Here is a 15558-nt window from a genome sequence, read left to right on the forward strand (position 1 = left end):
AAGCCGAGGCCGCAAATGGCTGTTCCCGCAAGGAGAACCGCCCGTATGCCGGCCTGCGCGTCGCGGCGTTCTGCGCGACTGGCCCCCCTCGCAACCATACTCAACCATCCTCTTGATGGAGCAGGATCGTCACCCCAGACAATCCTGCCGCCAAGACCGGAAACCACGCTGCCATAACCGGTGGTACCACGTCATTGCTTCCGAGAGCTTTCGCCAAGAACGTGACGACGTAAAGCACGAATCCGGCCATTACACCGCCCGCAATCGTCCTACCAGACTGGCCCGTGCGCGAAAACCTCGTGGCGACGGTCGCGGCGAGCAAAGTCATGGCGATGAACAGGGCCGGCTGCGCCACCAGCGTGTGGTACTGCATCCGGAAGGCGTCGGTGTTGAAGCCCAGACTTGCGGCAACGTCGATCTTCGAGCCGAGCTGCCAGATGGAGATCGCCTCGGGATCGGCGATCCGCTGTTCGACATATTCGGGGCGCAGGCTGGTGGGAAGCTTGTATTCCTTCGGGAATTCCGGCCGGTAGCCGACCCGCGTCACCCGCGGCTTCTCCAGAAGCCAGTACTCGTCGTTGAGAACCGCGCGCGCCGCGTCGATGCGCTCCTTCACGATGCCCTCGTCGTTCATAACGAAGGCGGTGATGTCGCCGAGAACCGTGCCGCTGCGCGCCACCGTCTTGGCGCCGAGGATCGACTGGACGCCGTCGCCCTCCTGACGCAGCCAGGGCACGCGGTCCGAGCTAGAGACGTCGCCGCCGGCGGTCATGGTGGTCTGCATGTCCTCGGACAGGGTCTTCGTATAGGCGGTCAGCGGATTGTAGACGAAGGTCGCCACGATCCCGATCAGGAACGAGCCCACCACGAAGGGCAGGAGGATCTGCCAGATCGAGACGCCGGAGGCACGCGCCACGACGAGTTCCAGACGCCGGTTGAGGGTCAGGAGCGTGTAGATCGACGAGAACAGGACGATGAAGGGGAAGGCCTGGCCGATGAAGCTCGGCACCCGCAGCAACGAGAAGAGGGCGGTCGCACCGAAGCCGAGATCCTCGAAGCGGCTGCGACGGCTGACCTCGATCAGGTCGATCAGGTAGATCAGCGCGAAGACCGTCAGCAGCGTCGACAGGAAGCTGACGACATACATGCGGAAGAAATAGCGGTTGAGGGTCCAGTTCCTCATCGGGCGGCCCCCGCGGCCCGGCGCCGGCCGAACAGGGCGGCATAGCCGTCCTGCAGGGCGGTCGTCGCCTGTTGCAGCGGCGCCCAGCCGGCGAGGTCGAAATTGCGCCAGATCAGCGCGCTGTTCAAAGCGATGGCGGCCAGCGGCAGCAGATAGGAGATCACCACCCAGAAGACGCCCTGCTCGATCTGGGAGAGAGTGACGAAGCCGGCGGCTTTCAGCATCAGCCCGCCGCACAGACCGAGGGTCATGGCCGGGCCGGTACCCTGGCGGTTGGTCGAGGGCTGGCCGGCAACGACGATCGCCCACAGGACGAAGGCGATGGCGAAAAGCCAGTTGGTCATGCGGTCGGTCAGTTCCTCGGTGAAGCTGTGCGGCCGTTCCTGGTAGAGGCCGTCATTGGGATCGGGCCATATCAGCGCGGCGGTGCTGCGCTCGGAGGCGCGCACCCAGCTGTTATCGGTCGCCGGCCGCAGCGCGGCGAGATCGAAGGCATAGGTCTGGAACTGGATCACCGAGACGCTGTTGTCGGCGGTGTTGCGACGGTGCAGCTGGCCGTCGAACAGGAGCAGCAGCGAATTGGCGTCCTCGTCGATGATCTTCGCCTCGCGGGCGAAATAGGTGAGGTCGCTGGCCGGGTCGCGGGTGTCGGCGATCACGAGGCTCTCGACCGTCGCGCCGTTCACGTCGCCGATGCTGATGACGATGCCGTCCTGCACCTGCTCGAAGCGGCCGGGCTTCAGAAACAGGGTGATCATGTCGGCGTTGATCGAGCGGATACCGTTCTGGAACGCACTCATCGAGGCCGGCCCGACGACATTGCCGATCAGGAGCATGATCAGGCCGCCCAGAAGGCCGAGGGCGACGATGGGACGCGCGATGACGGCCTGGGAGGCCCCGGCGGCCGAGATGACGGCCCGTTCGGAATCGGAATTCAGCGAGTTCAGCGCTTGGATCGCGCCGATCAGCAGCGCGAAGGGAAGGACCCCGGCGAACAGGTCCGGCAGCAGCATCAGGGCGATCCAGAAGATATTGCTGGCGGCCGAGGCGCTGGTCTTCACCACGTCGATGCGCGACAGCGCCTGGACGATCCAGACGATCAGCACCAGCGAGGTCAGCGACGAAGCCGCATACACGAAGGCCCGCTTGAAGATGTAGCGTTCCAGAATCGTCATGCGGTTCCGGTTCCCGCGGCTGCAGATTGGCCCATTGCCTCGCTCGATTTTTCACTTGCGGCCGGCGCGGGCCTGGAGAAACAGCCGGCGGCCGGCTCTCGTCGTGGAAGGAAGATTACACCAGCTTGGCTAAAGAAGGGCGAAGAACGATGGTGAACAGGGCGTATCTTCGGTCGCGGGCCTTGCAATGCGCCCCGTCCCGACCATCATTGCCCGCGTCGCCGCATGCCGCCCCCGGACGGCTGTTCCGCCGCGACACGATTTCATTCGACCCGCAGGAGACATCATGGCCAGCCTTCCCTCGATCGAGTTCGTCGCAAAGGATGCACCAGCCAAGGGTGTGCTGGTCGTCCTCGCCGGCAAGGATGCCGGCCTGGCGGCGAGTGCGGGCGACGCGGTTCGGTCCCTCGTATCCCGCGCCGCGGGCGTCGCCAGGTTCAAGGGCAAGCACCTCGCGACACTCGACGTCCTGGCGCCCGCCGATGTCGATGCCGACCGGCTGCTGGTCGTCGGCACGCATGCCGACAAGCCGCTGACCGACGAGGACTGGCTGAAGCTCGGCGGCGTCATCGCCGCAAAGACCAAGGGTGCCTCCGAGGTGACGATCCGCTGCGAGCGGGCAGACGGGGACGTCTCGGCCGCCGAAGCCGCGATGCTCGCCGCGGGCGCCAGCCTGCGCGCCTATGATTTCGACCTCTACAAGACGAAATCGTCGCGCAAGAACGGCGACGACGAGCCCAAAATCGCCTCGAAGATCGCCCTGGCGGTCGCCGACATCGCCGCTGCAAAGGACGCCTACACGGTCCAGGAGGCGATCGCCGCCGGCACGATGCTCGCCCGCGACCTCGTCAACGAGCCGGCCAATGTCCTCGGGCCGGTCGAGTTTGCCGACCGCATCGCTGCGCTGTCGCAGCAGGGTATCGATGTCGAGATCCTCGGCGAGACGGAATTGCGGGCGCTGAAGATGGACGCGCTGCTCGGCGTCGCGCAGGGCTCGCCGCGACCGCCGCGCCTGGCCATCATGCGCTGGAACGGCGGTCCCGACGACGAGGCGCCGATCGCCTTTGTCGGCAAGGGCGTCGTCTTCGACACCGGCGGCATCTCGATCAAGCCGGCGGGCTCGATGGACGAAATGAAGGGCGACATGGGCGGTGCGGCCGCCGTGGTCGGCGTGATGCGCGCGCTGGCGGGCCGGTCCGCCAAGGTCAACGCCATCGGCATTGTCGGCCTCGTCGAGAACTCCGTCGACGGCAATGCCCAGCGGCCGGGCGACATCGTCACCGCGATGTCCGGCACGACGATCGAGGTGCTGAACACCGACGCCGAAGGCCGGCTCGTTCTGGCCGACGCGCTCTGGTATTGCCAGGACCGCTTCAAGCCGAAGTTCATGGTCAATCTGGCGACACTGACGGGCGCCATCATCGTGGCGCTCGGCAACCAGCATGCCGGCCTGTTCTCCAACAATGACGAATTGTCCGACCGGCTGCTCGCCGCGGGCATCGGCACCGGCGAGAAGGTCTGGCGCCTGCCGCTGGCACCGGAATACGACAAGATGATCGAGGGCAAGTTCGCCGATATCAAGAACATCGGCGGCGGACGGGCAGCCGGTGCGATCACCGCGGCGCAGTTCCTGCAGCGCTTCGTCAACGACGTGCCTTGGGCACATCTCGACGTCGCCGGAACGGCGATGGGCTCGCCGGCCACCGAGTACAACCAGTCCTGGGCGTCGGGCTTCGGCGTGCGCCTCCTGGACCGGCTGGTGTCCGACCACTACCAGGCCGGCTAGGGACGCGGCCCGATGACCGAGGTCCTGTTCTACCACCTGACCCAGAGCCGGCTCGAGGAGGCGCTGCCCGACCTTCTCGAGAAGAGCCTGGGGCGGGGGTGGCGCGTCGTGGTGCAGTTCTCCTCGGAGGAACGCCGCGACGCCCTCGACCATCATCTCTGGGTCTATCGCGACGAGAGCTTCCTGCCGCATGGCAGCGATTCAGACAGCAGCGGCGCGTTGCAGCCGATCCTGCTGACCGTCGAAGCCGAGCAGAAGGCCAACGACCCGCAGGTGCGGTTCCTCGTCGACGGAGCCGTGCCGGCGAGCCTCGAGGGCTATGTGCGGGCGGTCTACCTCTTCGACGGCCACGATGCCGAACAGCTCGACCTGGCGCGCTCGCGCTGGAAGGTGGAGAAGGCCGCCGGGCACGCCGTCACCTACTGGCAGCAGAACGACGACAGCCGCTGGATCAAGAAGGCCTGAGCCGGCGATAGCTCTGCCGGATGTCAGCGTTCGCTGCTGTGACCACCGAGCCAGCCTTCGTCGCGCGCGTCGGCCGGTTCGGTCCGCCGCGCCAGATGGGTCGGCACCGTCTTCGCCGCGGTGAGCGTCGCCCGGTACCAGCCCGGTCGCAGATGAACGATCAGGGCGAAGGCGAGGAGATTGGCGAAGCTCGCCAGTTCCAGCGTTTCCTCGATCCAGACGGCGTTGCGAGCCTCGGCCCATTCGGCGCCGACGAGCATCAGCGTGCTGGCACCCACCGGCACGAGCCAGAACAGGGTGACCTCGCGGATGCTACGAGCCAGCGGCACCCGGCGGTACAGCAGCAGCGCCACGGCGCCGAGCGCCAGGGCAAACGGGATGACATCCTTGTATGTGCCGGTCAGGCACGGACCGCCCTCGTAGAAGCTGCTGGAGCAGGCCGGCGTCTCGCGCATGCTGGCCATGGCGCAGCCGAAGCTGCCGAGCAACGTCACGTAGAAGGTCTCGAAGTCGAACCGCAGCGCCGCGATCAGGAAGCCGACGGCGGCCAGCGCGACGGTTGCGACCTGCAGCAGTTCATGCGGGCTGTTCTCGGCGATCGTCGCATCGCCGGCGGAGGCGCCCACCAGCAGGAGGCTGCAGGCGACAGCGAACAGAATCGCTCCCGCTGCAATGGCGGCGAAAACCGCCATCTCACGCCAATGCAGCCGTTGTCGCACGACATGCAGAATGTCTCCGGGGAGGCCTGACAGGCCGGCATATGAGATGCGCATGCAAGGTGCTTTCCTGAAGCGCTCTCCATGACTGTCCGAAAGGACTGGCGGCCGGAGGGCGGCTTCGACATGGCGGGGCCGCCCGGCGGGGACAGCCAGCGCCGACCGAACGCCGGCAACGACGTGTTGCAGGCGTGTGCAGCCAAGATGTCATTTTCGTGACGCCCACCGCAAGCCGGGGACGTTGCTTTCGACAACGACTATCCGTTCACCGGCTGGCGTCTCGCGGCGGTCGGTGGCGTTATTCGGCGGCCATTGCGGAATCATGTTCCTCGGTCAGGCCGAGCCAGTCTTCCTCGCAGGCGGCAAGCGTCTTGGCGGCCGCTGCACGCTGCTTGTTGAGCTCGCTCGCCTTGGCCGGATCGCTCGTGTAGAGCGCCGGATCGCCGAGCTTCTCGTCGAAGGCCTCGATGGTCTTCTGCAGCCGCGAGATCTGGATCTCGAGCTGGCTGATCTTCTTCCTCAGTGGCTTCAGGGCCTCACGGCGCTCGGCCGCCTGGCGGCGCTGGTCGACCTTGGAAACCGGCGCGGGCGCAGGCGCGGCCTCGCCGGCGCTGCCCACGGCCGGAGCGCCGCTGCCCTTGGTCGCGCCGGACAGGACCAGCTTCTTGTAGTCTTCCAGATCGCCGTCATAGCGCGACACCGTGCCGTCGGCGACGATCCACAGGCGGTCCATCGTCGCCTCGACCATGTGGCGGTCATGGCTGATCAGGATGACGGCGCCGGGATAGTCGTTCAGCGCCCGCACCAGGCTCTCGCGCGCCTCGATGTCGAGATGGTTGGTCGGCTCGTCGAGGATCAGAAGGTTGGGGGCGTCCAGCGTGGCAAGGCCCATCAGCAGGCGGGCCTTCTCGCCGCCCGACAGCTTCTCGGCGGCGGTGTCCATCTTCTGGGTCGGCAGGCCCATCTGCGCCACCTTGGCGCGCACCTTCGGCTCGGTGGCGTCGGGCATCAGCCGGCGCACATGCTGCACGGCGCTTTCGGCCGGGCGCAGATCGTCGATCTGGTGCTGGGCGAAGAAGGCGATCTTCAGACCCGGTGCCCTGGTGATGGTGCCGCTCTGCTCGCGCAGGCGCTGGGCCAGGAGCTTGGCGAATGTGGACTTGCCGTTGCCGTTTTGGCCGAGGAGGGCGATCCGGTCCTCGGTGTCGATCCGCAGATCGAGGCCCGACAGGATCGGCCGGCCGGGCTCGTAGCCGACCGTCACGTGCTCCATGCGGATGATCGGGGAGGCGGCCTGCTTCTCTGGCCCCTCGAAGACGAAGGGCGTGACGTGCTCCTCGACGATGCCCTGCAGCGGCTGCATGCGTTCCAGCGCCTTCAGGCGCGACTGGGCCTGGCGGGCCTTGGACGCCTTGGCGCGGAAGCGCTCGACGAAGGCCTCCATGTGCTTCTTGGCGGCTTCCTGCTTGACGATCGACTTCTGCAGGAGCTCCAGCTTCTCGGCCCGCTGGCGCTCGAACTGGTCGTAGTCGCCCCGGTAGAAGACCAGCTTCTTCTGGTCGAGATGGACGATCGCATTCACCGCGTTGTTCAGGACGTCGCGGTCATGGCTGATGACGATCACGGTGTAGGGATAGCGCGAGACGAAATTCTCGAGCCAGAGCGTGCCTTCCAGATCGAGATAGTTCGTCGGCTCGTCGAGGAGCAGCAGATCGGGCCGCGAGAACAGCACCGCGGCCAGCGCGACGCGCATCCGCCAGCCGCCCGAGAAGGACGAGGCGGGGCGGGCCTGCGCCGCCATGTCGAAGCCGAGGCCCGACAGGATGGACGAGGCGCGGGCTTCCGCGGAATGGGCCTCGATATCGGCAAGGCGGGTGTGGATGTCGGCGATCCGGCCCGGATCGGTCGCCGTATCGGCCTCGGCCAGGAGATCGACGCGCTCGCGGTCGGCCTTCAGCACGATCTCGATCAGCGACTCCTCGGTGCCGGGCGCCTCTTGGGCGACCTGACCGAGGCGGGTGTTCTTCGGGAACGACACGCTGCCTGTCTCGGCCGCCAGTTCGCCGGTGATGACCTTGAACAGCGTCGACTTGCCCGCGCCGTTGCGGCCGACGAGGCCGACCTTGCTGCCGGCCGGCAGCGACAGGCTGGCATTGTCGATGAGAAGGCGCCCGGCGACGCGAGCGGAAAGATTGGTGATCTGAAGCATGGCGCAGCTTTTGCCACGCCATGACGCAGTGCGGAAGGGGACGATGGGAGACAGTTGCGCGCCAAGCTGTTCGCGATCGGCGCAGCGATGGCTCTCTCGCTAGGAATGTCCGGTCTCGCGCTGGTAGGTCACGAGGTCGAACCCCGGCGCCGCCCGGCCAAATCCGGTAAGGATCGCATGGGCCTGACCGCGATGGTGGGTCTGATGATTGAAGACGTGGAGCAGCGCGGCGCCGAGCTTCTGGGTGAAGTCCCGCGGGTCGGAAAGCGAGCGGTAGGAGATCGGACTGTCGAGGTCGTGATCGGTCAGGCGGTCGATCCAGTGGGCGATCCGAGCGTCCTCGGCCTGTCTCGCCTGCTGCAATTCGGCGAAATCCTCGAACAGGATGGCATCGAGCCGGTCCGGCGCGTCGCCGGTGCCTGTGAAGCGCTGCATCCAGATCCGGTCGGCGACGAGGAGATGGTTGAGCGTGCCCAGCATGGAGCCGAAGAAGACGCCGCGGTCGGTTCGCAGTTCCGCGGCGGTGAGATCGGCGGCGGCACGGTAGAGCCGTTCGTTGCACCAGCGATTGTAGCCAGCCAGCAGGCGGGCGGTGTCGGTCGAGATCATCGCGGGTCTCCGGTATTGGATAGTGGCCAGGGCACGATGGCCGTCGAGAATTCCGCGCCTTGCTCCGGCCAAGGCGCGTCGCTATAGGTCGCCCACTTTCCCCGATCCATTCGAAAAGGACTAGGACATGGCGGTCGAACGCACGTTTTCTATGATCAAACCCGACGCGACCCGTCGCAACGTGACTGGCGCGATCACCGCCATGCTGGAAGAGGCCGGCCTGACGGTCGTGGCATCGCGCCGCGTGTGGATGAGCCGCCGCGAGGCCGAGGGCTTCTACGCCGTCCACAAGGAGCGCCCGTTCTTCGGCGAGCTCGTCGAGTCGATGTCGTCGGGCCCGACTGTCGTCCAGGTGCTGCAGGGCGAGAACGCCATCGCGCGCAACCGCGAAATCATGGGCGCCACCAACCCGGCCGACGCCGCCGAGGGCACCATCCGCAAGGCCTTCGCCCTGTCGATCGGCGAGAACTCGGTGCATGGCTCCGACGCGCCGGAGACGGCTGCGCAGGAGATCGCCTACTGGTTCTCCGAGACCGAAATCGTCGGCTGATCGCCGCCGTTTCAGGTGACCGAATGAAGAAGGGAGGCCGATGGCCTCCCTTTTTTCGTTTCAGGACAGGGGTGCGCTCGTTGTCCCGATCGTCAGATCCGGTGCCAGCGATCGGTTGCGGCGTCGTCGGTGTCCTTCGCCTCGATCCAGCCGCCGGTGCTGCCGTCGACCAGATGCTCGCGCTTCCAGAAGGGCGCCTGGGTCTTCAGGAAGTCCATGAGGTAGGACGCGGCCTCGAAGGCAGCCTGCCGATGGGCGGAGGAGCAGGCGACGAAGACGATCTCCTCGCCGGGCGCGACCCGGCCGTAGCGATGGATCGCACGGCAGCCGAAGAGCGGCCAGCGCGCCAAGGTCTCACGGGCGATCCGCGCGATCTCACGTTCGGCCATGCCAGGATAGTGTTCGAGTTCCAGCGCCGCGAGGCGGCCGCCTTCGTCGCGGCAATAGCCCGAGAAGGTGACGAGGCCGCCGACGGCGCCGCCGCCGGTCATGGCCGCGATCTCGGCCGCGATGTCGATGTTCTCCGCCTGGATGCGGACCACCGGCTCGATGTCGGCGGACGAGGCCGGGGCGGCGGTTCCCTCAGCCATTCTCAGCCCCCGGTCATCGGCGGGAACAGCGCGATCTCGCGGGCGCCGGCGACGGGCTCGGAATGGTCCGCGTGTTCCTGGTCGATGGCGACGCGAATGAATTCCGGCGACTGGAGCGCCGCCGCGTAGGTCTCGCCACGCCCCTTCAGCCAGGCCAGGAGATCGGCGACCGTGACGATCCCCGCCGGCAGTTCGACCTCCTCGTCGGAGACGCCGATGCGTTCGCGCACCCATGCGAAATAGGCGAGTTTCATGGGGAACCTCCTGCAATGGACATCGGGCTGTGGCGCGCGAGCGGCCGCGGCGGGCGCTACTCTCGCGCCGCATCAGTCCGCGATGTGCTTCAGACCGGCGCGGAAATAATCATAGCCGGTGTAGAGCGTCACGATTGCCGAGATCCACAAGAGCACGATCCCGGTCTCCGTGGCGAGGGGGTAGATATCGTCGGCCGCAGGCCCGGCAAGCAGGAAACCGATCGCCACCATCTGGATGGTCGTCTTCCATTTGGCGAGCTGGGTGACCGGCACCGAGACCTTCAGTTCCGCCAGATATTCGCGCAGGCCCGAGACGAGGATCTCGCGGCACAGGATGACGATGGCCGCCCACAGGCTCCAGCCGGCAATGGTGCCGTCGGCCGCCAGCAGCAGCAGTGCCGCGGCGACGAGCAGCTTGTCGGCGATCGGGTCGAGCATGCGGCCGATGGTCGAGGTCTGCTGCCAGGCGCGCGCCAGATAGCCGTCGAGGAAATCGGTGACGCTGGCCGCCAGGAAGATGAACAGCGCCGACCACCGCGCATAGTCTGGGCTTCGCAGCGTCCCTTCCAGAAAGAAGCAGAGGACGACGAGCGGCACGCAGACGATGCGCGCATAGGTGAGGAGATTGGGTAGGCTGTAGGCGCGAGATGCCATGGAAAGTCCGCTTCGGCTGTGCGTGTCAGTACAAGCCCGCAAGCCGGGCTTTCGTCAACCGCCATTGTCGGCATGACACATGACGGTCAGTTCATCCACGCTCGTGGAAGTGGTCGTAGATCGATTTCGCCATGGCCGCCGAGATGCCCTCGACCTCGCGCAGATCGCTGAGGGCGGCCCGCGACACGGCCTTGGCCGTCCCGAAATGGTGGAGCAGGGCGCGCTTGCGCGACGGACCGATGCCACCGATCTCGTCGAGCGGATTCTTCACCAGCTCCTTCTTGCGCCGCGCCCGATGGGTGCCGATGGCGAAGCGGTGGGCCTCGTCACGCAGCCGCTGCAGGAAATAGAGCACCGGATCGCGGGGCGGCAGCGAGAAGGGCTCGCGCTCGCCGGTAACGAAGCGTTCGCGGCCGGCGTCGCGGTCGACGCCCTTGGCGACGCCGATCGTGGTGACCCGGTCGGCGATGCCGAGCTCGTCGAGAATCTCGCGGACCGCGGAAATCTGGCCCTTGCCGCCGTCGATCAGGACGAGGTCCGGCCATGCGGGCATGGACGAGTCGGACAGGGCGTCCTGCGGATCCTCCTCGTCTTCGGTCTGGGCGGAGAGGTCCACCGGGGTGTCGCCGTGCTCCTTGATCAGCCGCGAGAAGCGCCGGCGCATGACCTCCTTCATCATGCCGAAATCGTCGCCCGGCGTGATGTCGTCGCCGCGGATATTGAACTTGCGGTAGTGATTCTTGGCAAAGCCCTGAGGGCCGGCGACGATCATGCCACCGACGGCGGCGGTGCCCATGATGTGGGAGTTGTCGTAGACTTCGATCCGGCGCGGCGTGCGCTTGAGCCCGAAGGTTTCGGCGACGCCTTTGAGGAGCTGCGCCTGCGACGAGGTCTCGGCCAGCCGGCGCCCCAGCGCCTCGCGGGCGTTGGCGGTGGCATGGTCGACGAGGTCGCGCTTCAGGCCGCGGGCCGGCACGCCGATCTGCACCCGGTGCGAGGCCTTCAGGCTCAGCGCTTCGGCCAGAAGCGGGCCGTCGTCGACCATCAGCGGCAGCAGGACGAGGCGCGGCACCGGCTTGTCGTCGTAGAACTGGGCGAGGAATGCGCCGAGCACCTCGCTCGGCTCCAGCGAGGAATCGGCCTTCGGGAAATAGGCGCGGTTGCCCCAGTTCTGGCCGGTGCGGAAGAAGAACACCTGGATGCAGGTCATGCCGCCTTCCTGGTGGATGGCGAAGACGTCGGCTTCCTCGATCCCGGTCGGGTTGATTCCCTGGTGGCTCTGGACGTGGGAGAGGGCGGCCAGGCGGTCGCGGTAGATCGCGGCGCGCTCGAAATCGAGGTCGTCGGAGGCTTCCTGCATGGCGGCCGACATGCCGTTCTTGATCTGGTTGGACCGGCCGGACAGGAACGCCTTGGCTTCGCGTACGAGGCCGTCATAGTCGGCGATCGAGATTTCGCCGGTGCAGGGCGCCGAGCAGCGCTTGATCTGGTGCAGCAGGCAGGGCCGGGTGCGGCTTTCGTAGACCGAATCCGTGCAGGTGCGCAGCAGGAAGGCGCGCTGCAGCGAATTGATCGTGCGTCCGACCGCGCCGGCCGAGGCGAAGGGGCCGAAATAGCTGCCCTTTCGCGAGCGCGCACCGCGATGTTTCATGATTGCCGGCGCCTCGTGATCCTCGCTCACCAGGATGTAGGGGAAGGATTTGTCGTCGCGCAGCAGCACGTTGTAGCGCGGGCGCAGGCGCTTGATGAGGTTCGCCTCGAGCAGCAGCGCCTCGGTTTCCGTGCGCGTCGTCACGAATTCCATCTGCCACGTCTCACGGATCATCCGCGCGATGCGCTGGGTGTGGCCGCCTAGCCGCGTGTAATTGGCGACGCGCTTCTTCAGCGAGCGGGCCTTGCCGACGTAGAGGACGTCGCCGTCCTTGCCGAACATGCGATAGACGCCCGGCTGGTTCGGCAGCCGCCTGGCGAGCGCGGCGATGAGTTCGGCCCCGGTGAGGTCGCCCGCCAGCTGCTGGCCGGCATCGTCCCAGTCGATCGAGGCCAGCAGCGCGGCACTCGCCGCGGCCGTATCGCCGTTCGGGGCTTCGCTGCCCCCGTCCAACGGATCGGACTCGGCGGCGTCGATCAAATCGTCGTCTGTCTCTTCAGGCTCGTCGATCATTTTATCCTGGCCGGAGAGGGGCTTGGCGCCGCTTCCGGATATCTAGAATCAGGGTCCGCCATGCGTCGGCCAAGGGATGCCGGTGCGGTTGCGCCCCTTCTATATGATTCCGCACCGGCGAGAATGCAGGGGGGCGCGATCACTTCCGCGCATCTGGCGAGAGCGCATCATGGCAGGTGTCGCGATTCGGCAACTATCACTGGAAAACGCGCCGAAACGATGCAGCCAATCGCGATGTCGGCTGTTTCCTTTTGGAACGATCCCCACATCGGATCGAGAGCCATGTGGTTGCCGCGCCCCGAACGGGCCCGCAGGCGCCACGATCGCCGGCCGGGACCTTTGCCGGCGGGATCGGGAAGGAGAAGGCGCATGCTGAACCTGCTTCGCAGTCTCGCGGTCGGAACCGCGGCGGCCGTTGCCCTGGTGCCTGCCACGCGCGCAGCCGACGTGATCTATGAAGAGCCACAGCCGCCGGTCGTGGCGCCGCTGGCTCCCTCCACGCCGGTCTATGTCTGGTCGGGACCGTATGCGGGCGCCTTTGTCGGCTACAACACGTCGAATTTCGACCAGTCCGCCGGTGCGAGCTTCGATGGAGACGGCTTCGTCGGCGGCGTCTACACCGGCTACAACTGGCAGACCGATCAGTTCGTCTACGGTCTGGAAGCCGATCTCGGCGGGTCGAACGTCGATGCCAGCGGCACCAATGCGGCCACCGGCGCGCAGATCGATGCCGACAACAACATCTTCGGCTCGTTCCGGGCACGGGCCGGCGTTGCGGTCGATCCGTTTCTGGTGTTCGCGACGGGCGGCGTGGCCGCGGCGCGCAACGAGCTGTCGCTCAACGGGTTTTCCGACAGCCAGACGAGCATCGGCTACACGCTCGGCGCCGGTGTCGAAGCGCGCGTCAGCGACGATGTGACGACGCGCCTCGAATATCGCTATTCGGATTTCGGCAGCGAGACCTACGATCTCGGCAATACCAGTATCTCGTCGGGCTTCGACGAGCATTCGATCCGGGCCGGCATCGCGCTGAAATTCTAGCAGCCGGCCCGGTCGGAATCAGCTGGCCGGCATGGACGGCTTGAGATCGGCATAGGCCGGGAACTGCTGCTCGAAGCGCTGCAGCCAGGCTGCAAGCTGCGGGCGCTCGCCCTCGATCTTGCCCGGGAAGCGCATGGTGGCCCAGCCCAGCAGCGCCGCGACGGCGAAGTGGCCGATGGTCAGGTCTTCGGGAAGCGCCAAAATCTGCTCTTCCAGCGATGCCAAGCCGCGATCGGCCTTGCGCAGCTGCTTGTCCACCCAGGGCTGATGACGCTTGTCCTCGGGCCGGTAGCGGACCTCGTAGACCGACAGGATCAGCGCATCGACGATGCCGTCGGCCGTCGCCTCGACGGTGGCAGCGATGCGCCAGGGCTCGATCGCCTGCGGCACCATCTGGTTGCCGCTCATGCGGTCGAACAGGGCGCAGATCACGCGGCTGTCATAGACCGTCGCGCCGTCGTCCATGACCAGCACGGGGATCTTGCCGAGCGGATTGGCCTTGAGCAGCTCATCGGGCTCGGCGGTGGTGTCGACCGGCACGGTCTCGATGGCGATGCCGCAATGGCTGGCGGCCATGCGGACCTTGGCGGCAAAGGGGGACGGTGCGGAATAATAGAGACGCATGCTGTTCGACGATCCTATTTGGAGACGTAGCCATACCCGGTGCGTCCCTCCTCCGGGAAGCGGCGCAGCGATTCGCAATTGGCACCATAGACGTGCCATTCGTCGAGACCCAGAACGCAGCCCTCGGCCCGCCAGGACGCCACCGGCGAGAAGCCGCCGAGATATTCGCCGGCTGCCGCAAAGCCCGTCGGATGCTCGATGACGTAGTAGACCGTGCGGCTGACATGGTCGGACAGAAGGGCGGTCGCCTGGCAGTAGCGGCGCTCTATCGGCTCAGCCGGCAGCGGCTCGCCGGCGCGCTGCGGGAAATAGGCCTTCTCGAACATGCCGCTGAATTCGAGGATCTCCAGCTTCACGCCGACCATGGTCGGTGCGCCGTATTCGAACTGGTCCTCGACCTGGCCGAGGACGTCGGCATCGTCGCAGGCCGGGACCAGCGCGGCGCGCAAGGGGGCAGGCTCCCCGTAGCGCAGATCGGCCGCCTGGGCGGGCAGGGCCGCCACACCGGCGACGAACAGGGCAAGGGCGGCAGCGATGGCACGATACATGGGACAGCCTTCCACGTCGGATCCGTTTGGGGTTCGGTAGCACGAAATCGCGGCGGGCGACCTCACGGGCGCGGCGACGACGACGTAAAAACCGAAAATGTTGCCGCGGCGCCGCTTCCCAGCAACGGCGCGAGGGTCGTCAGCACCGCTTCGGCCTCCGCAGCGAAGACGAAGGGCGGGTTGATGACGGTCAGGCCGGTGCCGACGAAGCGTTCGTCGGCCGAATAGGGCTCGCGGAAGAATTCCGCCGTCACGCGCTCGCTGACGGGCAGGGCATCGAGACGCTCGTGCAGGGCCGCGACCAGGGTCGGACGCTTCAGCGGATACCAGACGGCGTAGATGCCGCCGGCCCAGCGCTGCAGGGCCTTGGCGAGTCCTTCAGCAATGGCGTCGACCTCGTCGGTGCGTTCGAAGGGCGGGTCGATCAGGACGAGGCCGCGCTTTTCCTTCGGCGGCACGTGGGAGCCGAGTGCCAGCCAGCCGTCGAGGGCGATCGCCTTGGTCTGGACGTCGCCGGCAAAGAGCGTCTTCAGCGCCGCGGCATCGGCGGGATGCAGCTCATAGGCGGAGAGCCGGTCCTGCGGGCGCAGCAGGCGCCGGGCGATGAGCGGCGAGCCCGGATAGCGGTCTTCGGAGAGATCGGAGGCCAGCGCCTCGCGGTATTCGGCCAGGAGCGGATCGTCCATGACGTCGGCCGCGGCCTGGACCAGCCGGCCGACGCCATCCGCATGCTCGCCGGTCCGCTGTGCTTCGTCGGATGTGAGCGAATAGCTGCCGCGGCCCGCATGGGTGTCGAAGACGCGGAACGGCTTCTCCTTGCGTTTCAGATAGGCGATCAGCCGGGTCAGCAGGGCGTGCTTGACCACGTCGGCGAAATTGCCCGCGTGATAGGCGTGGCGATAGTTCATCGAGCGTCGTGTTCCTTCGGTGCAGGTGCCCGCGCGCGAACACTCTCCAGCGGCGTGGGGCGATGCCGGATCGCGCCTGGCG

At 66.8% G+C, this 15558-nt stretch carries 16 protein-coding genes; 4 read left to right on the forward strand and 12 right to left on the reverse strand.

Going from position 1 to position 15558, the window contains the following annotated elements; all coding sequences use genetic code 11:
- Window positions 1-100: 100 nt before the first annotated feature.
- A complete protein-coding gene (lptG, locus tag N7I30_RS14250) occupies window positions 101-1183 on the reverse strand; it encodes an LPS export ABC transporter permease LptG (protein ID WP_498639715.1) in 1083 nt (360 codons plus the stop codon).
- Window positions 1180-2358 carry an LptF/LptG family permease gene (locus N7I30_RS14255; protein WP_024350511.1) on the reverse strand — a complete coding sequence of 393 codons (1179 nt, stop codon included), beginning with the start codon at window positions 2356-2358 and terminating at the stop codon, window positions 1180-1182. Before N7I30_RS14255 ends, lptG begins: the two co-directional genes overlap by 4 nt.
- Window positions 2359-2644: 286 nt before the next feature.
- Between N7I30_RS14255 and N7I30_RS14260 the strand changes: the two genes are divergently transcribed.
- Window positions 2645-4144 carry a leucyl aminopeptidase gene (locus tag N7I30_RS14260; RefSeq protein WP_498639717.1) on the forward strand — a complete coding sequence of 500 codons (1500 nt, stop codon included), beginning with the start codon at window positions 2645-2647 and terminating at the stop codon, window positions 4142-4144.
- A 12-nt stretch (window positions 4145-4156) separates the two neighbouring features.
- The gene (locus N7I30_RS14265; protein ID WP_009209392.1) at window positions 4157-4609 is read left to right on the forward strand and encodes a DNA polymerase III subunit chi; all 453 of its coding nucleotides are present in this window, start codon (window positions 4157-4159) and stop codon (window positions 4607-4609) included.
- A 23-nt stretch (window positions 4610-4632) separates the two neighbouring features.
- On the opposite strand, the gene N7I30_RS14270 is transcribed toward N7I30_RS14265, so the two are convergent.
- The 3 genes from N7I30_RS14270 to N7I30_RS14280 form a co-directional block, all read right to left on the reverse strand.
- Window positions 4633-5301 carry a hypothetical protein gene (locus N7I30_RS14270; protein WP_498639719.1) on the reverse strand — a complete coding sequence of 223 codons (669 nt, stop codon included), beginning with the start codon at window positions 5299-5301 and terminating at the stop codon, window positions 4633-4635.
- 322 nt (window positions 5302-5623) lie between these two features.
- Window positions 5624-7534 carry an ABC-F family ATP-binding cassette domain-containing protein gene (locus tag N7I30_RS14275; protein ID WP_498639721.1) on the reverse strand — a complete coding sequence of 637 codons (1911 nt, stop codon included), beginning with the start codon at window positions 7532-7534 and terminating at the stop codon, window positions 5624-5626.
- Between the two features lie 99 nt (window positions 7535-7633).
- On the reverse strand, window positions 7634-8143 hold the full coding sequence (locus N7I30_RS14280; RefSeq protein WP_498639723.1) for a DinB family protein: 510 nt from the start codon (window positions 8141-8143) through the stop codon (window positions 7634-7636).
- A 127-nt stretch (window positions 8144-8270) separates the two neighbouring features.
- Between N7I30_RS14280 and ndk the strand changes: the two genes are divergently transcribed.
- On the forward strand, window positions 8271-8693 hold the full coding sequence (gene ndk, locus N7I30_RS14285; RefSeq protein WP_009209396.1) for a nucleoside-diphosphate kinase: 423 nt from the start codon (window positions 8271-8273) through the stop codon (window positions 8691-8693).
- A gap of 92 nt (window positions 8694-8785) precedes the next feature.
- On the opposite strand, the gene N7I30_RS14290 is transcribed toward ndk, so the two are convergent.
- The 4 genes from N7I30_RS14290 to uvrC all read right to left on the reverse strand — a co-directional run bounded on the left by N7I30_RS14290 (window position 8786) and on the right by uvrC (window position 12355).
- The gene (locus N7I30_RS14290; protein ID WP_277022830.1) at window positions 8786-9283 is read right to left on the reverse strand and encodes a molybdenum cofactor biosynthesis protein MoaE; all 498 of its coding nucleotides are present in this window, start codon (window positions 9281-9283) and stop codon (window positions 8786-8788) included.
- Window positions 9284-9285: 2 nt separating this feature from the next.
- Window positions 9286-9537: a molybdopterin converting factor subunit 1 gene (gene moaD, locus N7I30_RS14295; RefSeq protein ID WP_024350517.1), complete on the reverse strand. Its 252-nt coding sequence runs from the start codon at window positions 9535-9537 to the stop codon at window positions 9286-9288.
- 72 nt (window positions 9538-9609) lie between these two features.
- Entirely contained in the window at window positions 9610-10191 is a 582-nt protein-coding gene (pgsA, locus tag N7I30_RS14300) for a CDP-diacylglycerol--glycerol-3-phosphate 3-phosphatidyltransferase (RefSeq protein WP_024350518.1), read from the reverse strand.
- 91 nt (window positions 10192-10282) lie between these two features.
- The gene (gene uvrC / locus N7I30_RS14305) at window positions 10283-12355 is read right to left on the reverse strand and encodes an excinuclease ABC subunit UvrC (RefSeq protein ID WP_498639726.1); all 2073 of its coding nucleotides are present in this window, start codon (window positions 12353-12355) and stop codon (window positions 10283-10285) included.
- Between the two features lie 369 nt (window positions 12356-12724).
- Between uvrC and N7I30_RS14310 the strand changes: the two genes are divergently transcribed.
- Window positions 12725-13396 carry an outer membrane protein gene (locus tag N7I30_RS14310; RefSeq protein WP_498639728.1) on the forward strand — a complete coding sequence of 224 codons (672 nt, stop codon included), beginning with the start codon at window positions 12725-12727 and terminating at the stop codon, window positions 13394-13396.
- A gap of 18 nt (window positions 13397-13414) precedes the next feature.
- Here N7I30_RS14310 and N7I30_RS14315 read toward each other — a convergent pair whose 3' ends face one another.
- From N7I30_RS14315 to N7I30_RS14325, 3 genes are all read right to left on the reverse strand, one after another.
- The gene (locus N7I30_RS14315; RefSeq protein ID WP_498639730.1) at window positions 13415-14020 is read right to left on the reverse strand and encodes a glutathione S-transferase; all 606 of its coding nucleotides are present in this window, start codon (window positions 14018-14020) and stop codon (window positions 13415-13417) included.
- Between the two features lie 14 nt (window positions 14021-14034).
- Window positions 14035-14568 (reverse strand): hypothetical protein, encoded by a 534-nt coding sequence (locus tag N7I30_RS14320; RefSeq protein WP_498639732.1) that lies wholly within the window; start codon window positions 14566-14568, stop codon window positions 14035-14037.
- A 62-nt stretch (window positions 14569-14630) separates the two neighbouring features.
- A complete protein-coding gene (locus tag N7I30_RS14325) occupies window positions 14631-15476 on the reverse strand; it encodes a 23S rRNA (adenine(2030)-N(6))-methyltransferase RlmJ (RefSeq protein ID WP_498639734.1) in 846 nt (281 codons plus the stop codon).
- Between the last annotated feature and the right edge of the window lie 82 nt (window positions 15477-15558).

Origin of the sequence: Aurantimonas litoralis, from assembly GCF_026153195.1 — a bacterium.
In the GTDB taxonomy this organism is placed as follows: domain Bacteria; phylum Pseudomonadota; class Alphaproteobacteria; order Rhizobiales; family Rhizobiaceae; genus Aurantimonas; species Aurantimonas coralicida.

Coding starts and splice junctions, on each gene's coding strand:
- N7I30_RS14260 (WP_498639717.1), top strand. CDS start 2,645: ATGGCCAGCCTTCCCTCGATCGAGTTCGTCGCAAAGGATGCACCAGCC.
- N7I30_RS14315 (WP_498639730.1), bottom strand. CDS start 14,020: ATGCGTCTCTATTATTCCGCACCGTCCCCCTTTGCCGCCAAGGTCCGC.
- ndk (WP_009209396.1), top strand. CDS start 8,271: ATGGCGGTCGAACGCACGTTTTCTATGATCAAACCCGACGCGACCCGT.
- uvrC (WP_498639726.1), bottom strand. CDS start 12,355: ATGATCGACGAGCCTGAAGAGACAGACGACGATTTGATCGACGCCGCC.
- N7I30_RS14275 (WP_498639721.1), bottom strand. CDS start 7,534: ATGCTTCAGATCACCAATCTTTCCGCTCGCGTCGCCGGGCGCCTTCTC.
- N7I30_RS14280 (WP_498639723.1), bottom strand. CDS start 8,143: ATGATCTCGACCGACACCGCCCGCCTGCTGGCTGGCTACAATCGCTGG.
- N7I30_RS14270 (WP_498639719.1), bottom strand. CDS start 5,301: ATGGCGGTTTTCGCCGCCATTGCAGCGGGAGCGATTCTGTTCGCTGTC.
- N7I30_RS14325 (WP_498639734.1), bottom strand. CDS start 15,476: ATGAACTATCGCCACGCCTATCACGCGGGCAATTTCGCCGACGTGGTC.
- lptG (WP_498639715.1), bottom strand. CDS start 1,183: ATGAGGAACTGGACCCTCAACCGCTATTTCTTCCGCATGTATGTCGTC.
- N7I30_RS14290 (WP_277022830.1), bottom strand. CDS start 9,283: ATGGCTGAGGGAACCGCCGCCCCGGCCTCGTCCGCCGACATCGAGCCG.
- pgsA (WP_024350518.1), bottom strand. CDS start 10,191: ATGGCATCTCGCGCCTACAGCCTACCCAATCTCCTCACCTATGCGCGC.
- N7I30_RS14310 (WP_498639728.1), top strand. CDS start 12,725: ATGCTGAACCTGCTTCGCAGTCTCGCGGTCGGAACCGCGGCGGCCGTT.
- N7I30_RS14265 (WP_009209392.1), top strand. CDS start 4,157: ATGACCGAGGTCCTGTTCTACCACCTGACCCAGAGCCGGCTCGAGGAG.
- moaD (WP_024350517.1), bottom strand. CDS start 9,537: ATGAAACTCGCCTATTTCGCATGGGTGCGCGAACGCATCGGCGTCTCC.
- N7I30_RS14320 (WP_498639732.1), bottom strand. CDS start 14,568: ATGTATCGTGCCATCGCTGCCGCCCTTGCCCTGTTCGTCGCCGGTGTG.
- N7I30_RS14255 (WP_024350511.1), bottom strand. CDS start 2,358: ATGACGATTCTGGAACGCTACATCTTCAAGCGGGCCTTCGTGTATGCG.